Genomic DNA, 11,123 nt, shown 5'->3' on the forward strand with positions numbered 1-11,123 from the left:
TACCGGCAAAACTTGCCGCCGCCTGAGCCTGGATCTATTGAACGGGAATTCATTGCGCAAAAGATGGGTTCTACTGCCGCTGGCCGTCAAATGGCCATTAAGCGGATTTTGTCAGAAATTGTCCGAATCAAAGCCAATGCCGAAACTGAATGTTATGGATTGGCTGCTTTGCGTTTACAGTTTTAATTTTAACATAACAATTGCAATAAGTCAAAGAAAGTTAATCGTATCACTTGCTATCATTAATGTCAACGCAATATTTTTCTGTCTTGCCTATTTTTATCGGTATTGGTATAATGTCAATAGCAAAATCAGGATGTTGCCGCGATCTTTTTGAATTTCCCGCAAAAACGCGGGCCGGCTTTGTCCTTGCGTTTGGCGGAAAATCCCGTGCCGCGCCTGTTTTTGCTTTGGCGAAGGTCAAGCCGCGAAGGAGTGCTTTGATATGTTTAGAAAAATTTTGCCAATGCTGCTTTGCTTTGTTTTGTTTTGCGGCGGGAGCGCCCTGGCGGAACAGGATCTGGAAGGGCGCGGCGCGGACGAATGGCTGGCCGCCTCCGAACGTCAAATCCACCTCGAAAGGTACGCCAACGCCATCAGCTGCGCTACCAACGCCATTATAATCAATCCCAAACTGGACAGGGCTTTTTTTCTGCGCGGCGTCAGCTACACGCATTTAGGCGTATATCACCAGGCCATCCGTGAATTCGCCGAAGCGATACGGCTAAATCCCAGCAACGGCCAATACTACGCCTGGCGGGCGGAGGCCCTTGTTGAAAGCCGCATCTATGACGAAGCGATAGCGGATTTGGACAAAGCGGTAAGTATGAATCCCAACCTTGCCGTCGTTTATCAAAAGCGCGGCTACGTCTACCTTTTGACGGAAAAGCACGCGGAGGCGATAGCGGATTTTGACCGGGCGCTCAGTTTAAATGCCAAGGATTACTGGTCTTATTACCAGAGGGCGGGATCCTGCTACGCGCTGGGACGAAAGCAGGAAGCGCTAAACAACTACAGGTCTTTCTTGGAATGTGCCCCGGATTATCTTAAGCAAAGTTACCGTGATTTTGCGCAAGCGCGCATAAAAGAATTAGAGGGAAACTGACGGCCGGGCAACCCGCAGCGGCCTTATAAGGGGAAAACCGTATGCTTAGCTGCGGCGATTGCCGCCGGCCGGATACGCTTGTCGCGTTCGACGTGGAAACTGCTACCGAAAAGTACGCCAGCGCCTGCGCGCTGTCCGTTGCCGTCATAAATGCCGGGGGAACCGTCGAGGAGCGAAAATATTGGCTGATCCGGCCGCCCTTCAACAGTTACAGTGCCTATAACATCCGCATACACGGCATAACTCCGCGCGCCACGTGGAACCTACCGGTCTTTGGCGAATTGTGGGAAAACATGCGCCCATACTTTGAGCGGCGCGACATAGTCGCGCATCACGCCGTGTTTGACGTGAATGTGCTGGCGGCTTGTCTTGAGGCGGCAAACCTGCCGCCGCCGGAGTGTTCCGTGTACTGTTCCTGCATAGCGGCGCGGCGCGCCCTTTCGCACCTTAAAAGCCACAAGCTCCCTGCGGTGTGCCAAGAACTTAAAATACCGCTGCCGCGCCATCATGACGCCGCTTGCGATGCCCTGGCCTGCGCGCTCATCGCCCATCGCTTGCGCGGCCGGGGGCTTTTGCGAATGAGTTGGGAAGAAGCGAAAAGCCATTCTTTTTACCGACGGGAGTTTAACAAGAAAAATGGCTGGAAATTTTAGCAAAAGAAAAGATGGTCGTAAAATACTTATGGCAAAAGGCATCATGCCGAAAATAATTTCCGTTCTGGTTTGTGCTGTTTTCTGGCTGGCCAAACCGGCTTTTGCGGACAAACAACTTGACGGCGAGTTTTTTTATGCCGTCAGCCAAGGCGATACGGCAAAAGTGGAGACGATGCTGGCGCAGGGCGCCGACCCCAACGCCCACAGCGGCGTGTCGGGTTTCAGCGCGCTCATGGCGGCTTGCCTGTTTTCCGACGACGCGTTGGCGCGCATTTTGGTGAAGGCCGGCGCCGACGTCAACCAGCGCACCCTTCAAGGGGAATCGGCGCTTTATTACGCCATTGTCCGCAACAACACCGAAATGGCCCTGATGCTATTGGAAAACGGAGCGCAGACGCAGATAAAAACCATTGCCGGCGACACTCTTTATCAGGCTGCCCGGCGCCATAACAATGCCCGCTTGATGACAGCTCTGGGCTGCGCCGAAAAAAATTCGCGGCTGGAAAATTACCCGCCGCTGGCCAATCGCACGTCGCTGTCCCTCCTTAACGAAAAAGACGAAGAAAACGCCCGGAACGAAGCGCTTTTGCTTGAGGCGGCGGACAGCGCCTACAAGCTGCTCGTCTATCCGCTCGGGTTTAACTATGTGCAAAACCTGCTGAACGAAATAGCGCTCAACAAGACGGCCGCGCCCAAAACGCTTTTGGTCACGCCCTATTCATTGCTTCGTTACACTTTCGCCTATGCGCAAAGGAGCGGCCGGCCGGCCGGCCGGGACGCAATCCGGCAGATACGCGAAAACAAGGAAATAGCCTGGCTTTGGGTGGAACCGGGCGAACGGCATCCCCACATTGAACGGGTTACGCTTAAAGCCGGCAAAAACGAATACCAGCCTTTGTCCAGAACCTTTTATACGCCGGATGCGCTGGTTTCGGCGCTGGGCACCGCCGCGGACAACATTTGGGCGTTTCCGGCCGGGATTTTTTCCCGCCAGGTCGAAGTGCTGGAAATAATTATCGCGTATCCGGACGGCAAACGCGACAAGGTTAAATTAAAAGCCGAACTGTACGAAAAATTAGCAATCAAATAAAGACCTTAAAGAAAGGTTGAAAAATGAAGAAGATACTGACGGCCGCCCTGCTTGCCCTCTTTTTTGTTTGCGCCACCGCCCGGGCCGGGACATATTTTGACAATCAATACAAATTTCAAATAGCCCTGCCGGAAAACTGGACGGTGGCCGACAAGTCCAAATTTGACCAGAAGTCTTTGCTTGAATTGTACAGAAACGATTCTTCCCCCGGCGGCAAGACGCTCATATCCATAAGCGCCGCCCCCGCCCAAAGCGGGCGCCCGGATTTTTCTTTCGCCAACATGACCGAAGAAGAAAAAAGGGGTCTGTTTGCGGACAAGCTGGCTAAAATAAAAGACAAGCTCCCCGCAAATTCCACGCTCGATTCACAGGTGACGGATTCTTGGGCAACAAACAGCTTCCTTGTCGTTTCCCTGACCTGTCCGGACGAAGGCGGCGAATACAAAGCCGTTGTCGCCCTAACTTACGCCGACGGCCGGCAGTATTGCTTTTGCCTGTTCGCCGGCGCAAACGACCAGTCCGCCGCCGATGATTTTTACGCTATGCTGGGCAGCCTGAAATTACTTAAATGACCTTTTTACCGGCCGGCACGGCGGCGGCCCATCGCCGCGCCCGCCGGACGAAAGGATGGTTTCGGCCGCGTTGCGGCATTGCCTCGCGAAAAATATGATGGCACAAGCGGCCCGGCAGCCCGCTCAGGTAAAAATCGTGTCTTTGTCGGCCGCCCGGCACACCGCGTCATAAAGGATGCGCGTGCCGGCCGCTATGTCCTCCGTGGCGGCGTATTCGTCCGGATGATGGCTGACGCCGTTTTTACAAGGTACGAACAACATGCCCGTCGGATGGCCAACCGCCCAATGCATGGCATCGTGACCCGCCCCGCTGGGCATTTTCATGTACCGGCAACCGCGCTTTGCGCAAATGCCCGCCAAAAAGCCAATGACGGATTCGTTCAGGCGCACGGGCGTATCATCCGCTAAAATGTCAACGGTAAAAGGAATGTCCCTTTTGCCCGCTATCTCGCCTATCCGATCCCGCAATTTGCCGGCAAGCGTTTTTTTCGCGTCGGCGTAAATGCTCCGCAAATCAATGCCAAGCTCCGTTTCGCCCGGGATGACGTTCATGACGCAAGGAACTGTGCGAATTATTCCTACCGTGCCTACGCAGGGTGGATCCGACTCCGCCGCCAGCTTTTCCACGGCGAGGATTATCTCGGCGGCGGCGCAGAGGCCGTCATGCCTCATGCCCATAGGCGTGGCTCCCGAATGGTCGGCGTGTCCGTGCAGCAACACCCGCAGCCTGGTCGGGGCGGCTATCCCCGTTACCACGCCGATCTGCTTGCCGGCGGCCTCCAGCGCCTTGCCCTGTTCTATATGCAACTCGAAAAATACCTTTACCGAGCCGCGGTAGACGGCATCGGCAATACGGTCGGGGTCGAACCCGCGTGAGCGCAAAACGTCGTAAAGCGGCGTTTTTTCCTTGTCGCGGATATTTTTCAAGTCCTCCGCCAAAAGCAATCCGCACATGGCCTTGCTGCCAAGGGTGGCGGCGCCGAAGCGGCTGGACTCTTCCGCCATGAATACCACCATTTCTATCGGGTGGTAGTTGTCGACGCCTTGCTCGTTCATTTCCTTTATGGCTGCCAGCGCGGACAAAACGCCGACCGTGCCGTCAAAGGCGCCCCCGTTCGGCACGCTGTCCAGATGCGAGCCCATCATTACGGCGGCGGCGTTTGGATCGCTCCCGGCACGCCGTCCGATGACGTTGCCGAAATTGTCCGAGCGGACGGACAAGCCGGCCTTTTTCATTTCGTCCATGATGAACGCCCGCGCCCGCCAATCCTCGTCGCTGAAAGCAAACCTGGTAACGCCCGCGCCGGGCAGGGAAAAAGTACGCAAAATGGCAAGATTTTTTTCCATGTCGGCCGCAATCATTGTTTTTTCCCTCCCAACAATTCCGCGGCCGCCGCCGCGAGCAGTTTTACCGCCTTGTCAAGCGCCGCCTCGTCAAAATCAAAACGTGCGTCATGGTGCCCCGCGGCCAGGTCCGCCCCCACCATGATGTAGGCGGCCTCTCCGCCGCGCTTTTGTACCCGTTCCATGAAATAAGAAAAGTCCTCGCTGGCGCCAAAATCACATTCCGGGATGATCCGGTCGAATATGCCGAGCTTTTGGGCGACAGCGGCTATCCGATCCGACAATTCTTTGGTATTGCCGCCGCCGGCGGCGCCGCCCATTTCGGCAATGGCGGCCTTGACGCCGTACATTTGCGCCGCCGCGTTTATGACGCGGACGGCTTCTTTTGCCATATAATCATTTATTTTGCTGGTTGCGCCGCGGGTTTCCAACTTCAAAACCGCGTGCGCGGGCAGGACGTTGCGCCCGCTGCCGGCGTTCAGGATGCCGACGTTTACGCGGGATGCGCCTTCGCCGTGGCGCGCTATGGCGTGAAGGTTAAGCGCCGCGCAGGCGGCGGCCAAAAGGGCGTTCCTGCCCGCCTCGGGCGCCGCCCCCGCGTGCGCCGCGAGGCCGGTAAATTCGGCATCGTATTTGCTTGTCGCCAAAAAACCGCGCACATTGCAGCAAAGGGAACCGGTTGCATCGGCCTTGAAACCCAGGTGCGCCCCCAGCATGAAATCAATGTCGTCGGCAACCCCTTTTTCGACCATGGCCCTTGCGCCGCGCACCCCTTCCTCGGCCGGCTGGAAGATAAGTTTGATTGTGCCGCCCAGCTCATCCTTCAGCCCGCCCAATATCTCGGCAACCGCCAGCCCCACGGCGGTGTGCCCGTCATGTCCGCAGGCGTGCATGCAGCCGGCGTTTACGGAAGAAAACCCTTCGGCGTTTGGGCGATGCCCGTCGCCGCCTGTTTCGCCCACATCGTTGGCGTCCATGTCAAAACGCAGCCCAACCGTCGCGCCCGGTTGAGCGAAACGCATTATGCCGACGACGCCCGTCTTGCCGCCCTGCATCGTCTCCACCCAGCGGGGATTGGCGTTTTGGGAAAGCGCCCTTTTTACATGGCCGGACATAACGGCCGCGCCGGGCACGCCCATCATGGCGGAAGCCTCCACCGCAGCATCGCCGGCCAGCACGTCATAACCCAATTCTGTCAGCGTATCCGCCACCAAAGCGGCCGTGCGCAACTCCGTCCAACCACTTTCTGCATATTTATGCAGGTCGCGCCGCCGCTCAACGGTCTTTGCCCTCAGCGCGTCCGCCCGCGCCAATATTTTCCCTTCCAAGGCCGCCTGCTCCAAAAAAACACCTCCCGCCAAAACTATCGTCCCCCCTTGCGCAAACCGTGAGGCGTTCGGGTCAAAACGCCCATGTTACCAACATGATAGCATAGTTTGCCCGTAATGCGCAAGCCGCAAAAATCTGCGCGCAAAGCAATTTGTTCTTGACAAGCAAATTGCAAATATATTAATATACAAACTGTATATATTAACAAGCGTTGGCAAGCGCCAGCGGCAAATAACGCAAAAAATCGCGAGGAGGACTCAAACATGATGATCTGGTTTGGCATAGCGGCAATCATCGTTACCATCTATTTCTTGGTCAAGCGTTACGATGCGCGCATGGTGCTGATAGCTTCCGGCATAATAATGTGCCTTTCCGTAAAGGCGCCGATGGACGCGTTCAAAGCCTTCGCGACCAATATGACCAACGCCGGGCTTATCCAAGCGGTATGCTCGGTTATGGGTTTTGCCATGGTCATGAAGTACACGGAATGCGATAAACACCTGATAACCCTGATCGGCAACTTTTTGGCTAAAGTGCGTCCGCTCCTCATACCGGGCGCGGTCATCGGCACTTTTGTCATCAACGTCGCCCTGCCCAGCGCGGCCGGCACCGCCGCCGCCGTCGGCGCTATTTTTATCCCAATATTGATCGGCGCGGGCGTACATCCGGCCATGGCCGCCGCCGCCGTCAAGTCGGGCACTTACGGCAGCATGCTTAACCCCGGCCTTGTACACAATCCCATGGTCGCCAAAATCGCCGGGGTAAATGTAATGGACGTCATAGCCTTTCATTACAAAGCCAACATTGCCTCGGTGATCATCGCGGGCATTGTCATAACCTTCCTGGCGTACATCCTCAAGGAACACAAAGGGTATGAAACCGACAGTTTCAAGGTGGACAGCTCATTCAAGCCTAACTTTGTATACGCGCTTGTTCCCATCATGCCGATCGCGATACTTCTGCTTTGCACAAGGCCGGAATTTAAAAGCGTAAACATGACCGTCCCGGCGGCCATGATCATCGGCGTGCTCATCGGCCTGGCCGTTACCCGCAAAAATCCGGCGAAAATGGTCAAGGCCTTCTTTGACGGCATGGGCGGCGCCTACGCCGATATAATCGGCATCATCGTCGCGGCGGGCGTGTTTGTTTCCGGCCTGACTGCGGTAGGGCTGGTCAAGGCGTTCATAGCCGCCATGACCTCCATGCCTTCCATAGTGAAAATATGCGCCGCCGTCGGCCCTTTCCTGCTCGGCGTCATTTCCGGCTCGGGCGATGCCGCTACCGTTGCTTTTAACAACGCGGTAACCCCGCACGCCGCCGAATTTGGCCTTTCCACGCTGCAAATGGGCAGCATGGCGACTTTGGGCGGCACGCTTGGCAGGACCATGTCGCCAATCGCCGGCGCCACCATCATCTGCGCCGGCATCGCCGGAGCCAACCCTATGGACGTGGCCAAACGCACCTGCCCGGGCGTAACTTTGGCCATGCTCGTCGGCATGTTCCTGCTGATGTTTTAAAAGCGGCGTATTCACGATGTCCGCGCCCCTCCCTTGGACAGGGGGCGTTGCAAAATAATTGGCAAAGCCGGAAGCCCCTTTTGTCTGCGAGGTGTCCGGCTTTGTTGGGGAAAGGTTATTCTATCTCTTCCATAAATTCATCGTAGGTCATATGCTCGTCCGTTTCATTGTTGATTATGGCGCTGAAAACGGGTTGTTCGTCTTCGCTGAGCGTTTCCATGTACATGAACCCGTATTCGTCAACATACGCTTCTATCTGCGTGTCGTCATAATAGCCTTCGCCGACCGGGGACAGGTTCATATAGTCATAAGCGCCATCAGAGTACATCACCCGGCGCGGCTGAAAAGAACTGTCATTGACAAAGAAGGTTCTTAATATTCTCAGCGCCGACAAAAACAAAGGTTCCCGGCGCGTTTTAATTATAATGACTACTTGCTGCGGCGGCCTTGCGCCATAGCGGAATTGCCGTCTTACATAATTGGGCCTGTGGCGGACGGGCATATCCGCGCGGCGGCGCGGGTCGCGCCTGATTTGCCTGTGCCTGAATTCGCCGGGGCGCGGCGGCTGATTTTGATTTGTCCGCTGCTTTGCCGGACGTTGCTGCGCTTGGCGCTGGAGCGGCTCATCCGCCCGTTGTTGGGGGCGTCTGTCGTCTTGGCGCGATTCGGGCCTGTCTTGGCGTTGCTGCGGCTTTTTCTCGTCATGTTGCGGCGATTGCGGCCTTTCCCTTTCCCGCCGCGAATTGTTTGGAGCAGGCTGTTGAGGCCTTTTTGGTTGCTCTTGCTGCCCGCCCTTTGCAGGTTGCTGACGCGGCGGCTTGCTTTGCGGCGCTTGCCGCTCCGGGCGTTTTTGCGAAGGCTGCTGTTCCTGCCTATCCCGGGCAGGCTGCGGCGGCCTGTTCTGTGCCGGTGGCTGCTGTTTGTTCTGCTTCGGTCTCTGGGGCTTGCCTTGCTCGGTCTGTTGCGGCTTGTTTTGGGTTGGCTGCGGCGGCCTGTTTTGTGCCGGTGGCTTTGCCGGGCGGCTTTGGGCGGGCTGTTTCTGTTTTGTCCGGCGCTGCTCCCCGGCTGGTTTTTTTTGCTCTTTTTTCTTTTCTTCGCCTTCTCTTTTTTTCTGTTCGTCCTGCTGGGACTGGCTCCCTTTTCTCCCCGGCGTGGCCGCGTTTACCGTCGCACAAGACGATATTGCGAACACGGCGCAGACGAGCAAGGATAAAATTTTTCTGCCCATAAACCACATCTCCTTTTGCGCCTGTCTTTATTGATTAAAACATTCTATCCTTTTACCATTATACGGACAACCGCCTGCTCAAAAAATTCCATGATTTGCGTGGCGTCAAAATCTTGGCGGACATTCAGGCCATGCAAGTCCGCAAAAGGAACTTTTATGTTGTTTTTTCTTAAAAGCCTATTCAATTCGTTTATTTTTACCGCAAAATTTACGTTTTGCGCCGCCCTAAGCCCGGCAGACGTTATGCCGACAACTTCGCCCCTATCATTGAACATCGGGCCGCCGCTATTGCCCGGCTGAATGGGAATGCTTATTTGGAACAATTTATGGTTGTCGTTTGCGCCCGCCAAACTATTTATTATGCCCTCGCTTATCTTGGCGGAAGAGCTAAGGGCCGCCGACAGCGGATGCCCGATGGCAAAAACCTTCTCGCCCGGTTTTACTGTGCCGGAGTTTCCCAAGCGCAAAGGGCGGACATTGACGGCCCGCGACAATTTCAAAACGGCGAGATCGCTGCTTTTGTCAAAAGCCGCCAAATCTCTCACGGTTGCGCCGACAGTCCGGCCATTCGCCAAAACAATGATTAGCCCTGTCCCTTTGGCAATAACGTGGGAGTTGGTCACGACAATGTCTTTGTCGATGAAAAAGCCCGTCCCTGAAGCGACGATGCGCACGCTTTTGCCCCGTTCCGGTTTCGCCAAGCATTGGGCGCAATGAACTATGGAAAATAAAATGATAAAAACAGACAGAAATATTTTCCGCGCTGATTTTTTAGACATAGCCCCTCCCGATTCATAAAGCTGACAATTACGGCTAAAATGCAATATTCGCTGTTTTTGGTTTAGATCCTGTTTGAAAACAAGTTTTGTAATATAACAAAAAAATGAAGCAATATAAATTAGCAGATGAAGAACGGGAACGGACAGAAAGCCGGATGCCGCCGAAAACCGCAAGCAAGGGCGGCCGGCCACGCCAAGACGTCCGATTGATAATGAACTCGGCGAAGCGCAAACAGACTTGCTGTCGAAAAACCCTGCTTGGGCATTTCTGTCGCAATGAAACTCCGCTGTTTTTCAAGGGTTCCGTAAGGGTGGTTTTCAACGGCGCGGGTTTTTCGGCAATATCGTTATGCGAAGTGGCGGCGCACACCATTTCCTCTATACAATTCTTAATATTATTCAGGCAAAGAATATAATATTATGCCTTATACAAGACAATAAATTTATTATCCCGTGCTTCTTTTGTTAATGCCGCTTGCTGACCTGTTTCACTTTTTTGTCCTACCCAGTCCAAGTGATTTAACCACCCCATCTGAATAAGCAATATCTTTGGATCGTTTCCTTGAATCTTCTCAAAATTAATAGTTAAGTAATACCCTGCCTTTGATTTTCCACTATCTGATTTTGCATAACTTCTATTTCCATAAATAGCCTTTTGAGAAGATGTTTTTAATTCAAAAGAATAGAAATCGTCATTTTCGCATACAATATCTTTCTCGTTTCCAATGCCTTTGCAAAATCCTTTAATATTTTTTGAAATATATTCCGGAATTACATCGTGAAGCAACGCTCCGGTTGCCTGCGGCGAAATACTCATCTCTTTTATTTGCATATTTAATAAGTATTGATTTTGCCGTGTAAAATACTTTGCCATGATTGTAAGCATAAATCAACTATCACATTGGCAAGAGGATGCTTCTCAACCAGACAGCGAGTTATTTCATGCCATTGCTCCGCCGGAATATTTTCATACGGATTCATACATTAGATTCTCCTGTTCAAAAGGAAGTAGCGTTAGTTGTTGCGATTGTAAATTTTTAATACGGTTCTTTGCTATCTTACAGTATTCTGGTTTTATTTCAAAACCAACGCAATAGCGTCTATTTTTTATACAAGATTCAAACGTTGTTCCAGACCCAATGAAAGGATCAAAGACTATTCCTCCGGAATTGGTAAATCCTATAACTAATCTGTCAATTAAATCAGTTGGAAATTGGCATGGGTGAGGTGTACGTTCTTCTGACGAACGATTATATCCTGTTGTTACCTTAGCTATTTCCCATACATCAGAAGGATTCTTGCCCAAAGTATTGACCCGCGATTTTCCATTTCGTTTTGAATTTGGATATTTCACATTTTTATCTCGAATTGCATCCAGATTGAAAACATAGTTTTTACTGTCCTTTACATACCATAATATTTTTTCATTTCGGGGACTCAAATAATTTTTACAAGCAACACCTGCTGAATAATTCCAGATTATTTCCTGATTTAGATATAATGGCA

Annotated in this window: 11 protein-coding genes and 1 pseudogene; 6 read left to right on the top strand and 6 right to left on the bottom strand. The window is 53.2% G+C overall.

The features are described from left to right. Positions 1 to 445: 445 nt before the first annotated feature. From LBO03_01215 to LBO03_01230, 4 genes are read left to right on the top strand one after another with little or no spacing between them, the layout of a single operon-like run. Positions 446 to 1,105: a tetratricopeptide repeat protein gene (locus tag LBO03_01215; protein MDR3348221.1), complete on the top strand. Its 660-nt coding sequence runs from the start codon at positions 446 to 448 to the stop codon at positions 1,103 to 1,105. A 41-nt stretch (positions 1,106 to 1,146) separates the two neighbouring features. Beyond that, positions 1,147 to 1,758: an exonuclease gene (locus LBO03_01220; protein ID MDR3348222.1), complete on the top strand. Its 612-nt coding sequence runs from the start codon at positions 1,147 to 1,149 to the stop codon at positions 1,756 to 1,758. After that, a complete protein-coding gene (locus LBO03_01225) occupies positions 1,742 to 2,848 on the top strand; it encodes an ankyrin repeat domain-containing protein (protein ID MDR3348223.1) in 1,107 nt (368 codons plus the stop codon). Before LBO03_01220 ends, LBO03_01225 begins: the two co-directional genes overlap by 17 nt. A gap of 23 nt (positions 2,849 to 2,871) precedes the next feature. Then, positions 2,872 to 3,420, top strand: a complete 549-nt coding sequence (locus tag LBO03_01230; protein ID MDR3348224.1) for a hypothetical protein — start codon at positions 2,872 to 2,874, stop codon at positions 3,418 to 3,420. Positions 3,421 to 3,543: 123 nt separating this feature from the next. On the opposite strand, the gene LBO03_01235 is transcribed toward LBO03_01230, so the two are convergent. Beyond that, the gene (locus LBO03_01235) at positions 3,544 to 4,782 is read right to left on the bottom strand and encodes a Zn-dependent hydrolase (GenBank protein ID MDR3348225.1); all 1,239 of its coding nucleotides are present in this window, start codon (positions 4,780 to 4,782) and stop codon (positions 3,544 to 3,546) included. Further along, positions 4,779 to 6,107: an amidohydrolase gene (locus LBO03_01240; protein ID MDR3348226.1), complete on the bottom strand. Its 1,329-nt coding sequence runs from the start codon at positions 6,105 to 6,107 to the stop codon at positions 4,779 to 4,781. Before LBO03_01240 ends, LBO03_01235 begins: the two co-directional genes overlap by 4 nt. Before the next feature lie 249 nt (positions 6,108 to 6,356). On the opposite strand from LBO03_01240, the gene dcuC reads away from it, so the two are divergent. Beyond that, complete coding sequence (dcuC, locus tag LBO03_01245; protein ID MDR3348227.1) at positions 6,357 to 7,610, top strand: C4-dicarboxylate transporter DcuC; 1,254 nt, start codon at positions 6,357 to 6,359, stop codon at positions 7,608 to 7,610. A gap of 115 nt (positions 7,611 to 7,725) precedes the next feature. On the opposite strand, the gene LBO03_01250 is transcribed toward dcuC, so the two are convergent. Further along, the gene (locus LBO03_01250) at positions 7,726 to 8,004 is read right to left on the bottom strand and encodes a hypothetical protein (GenBank protein ID MDR3348228.1); all 279 of its coding nucleotides are present in this window, start codon (positions 8,002 to 8,004) and stop codon (positions 7,726 to 7,728) included. Positions 8,005 to 8,186: 182 nt separating this feature from the next. On the opposite strand from LBO03_01250, the gene LBO03_01255 reads away from it, so the two are divergent. After that, on the top strand, positions 8,187 to 8,840 hold the full coding sequence (locus LBO03_01255; GenBank protein ID MDR3348229.1) for a hypothetical protein: 654 nt from the start codon (positions 8,187 to 8,189) through the stop codon (positions 8,838 to 8,840). 42 nt (positions 8,841 to 8,882) lie between these two features. Here the strand turns inward: LBO03_01255 and LBO03_01260 are convergent, their stop codons facing one another. From LBO03_01260 to LBO03_01270, 3 genes and pseudogenes are all read right to left on the bottom strand, one after another. Then, the gene (locus LBO03_01260; GenBank protein MDR3348230.1) at positions 8,883 to 9,617 is read right to left on the bottom strand and encodes a serine protease; all 735 of its coding nucleotides are present in this window, start codon (positions 9,615 to 9,617) and stop codon (positions 8,883 to 8,885) included. 418 nt (positions 9,618 to 10,035) lie between these two features. Beyond that, a pseudogene (locus LBO03_01265) lies at positions 10,036 to 10,598 on the bottom strand (ScaI family restriction endonuclease). Continuing rightward, on the bottom strand, positions 10,585 to 11,123 hold a 539-nt coding region (locus LBO03_01270; protein ID MDR3348231.1), incomplete at its 5' end, for a site-specific DNA-methyltransferase. The gene LBO03_01270 and the pseudogene LBO03_01265, both read right to left, overlap by 14 nt.

The sequence above is a fragment of the Acidaminococcales bacterium genome (assembly GCA_031290885.1).
Taxonomy (GTDB): domain Bacteria; phylum Bacillota; class Negativicutes; order Acidaminococcales; family JAISLQ01; genus JAISLQ01.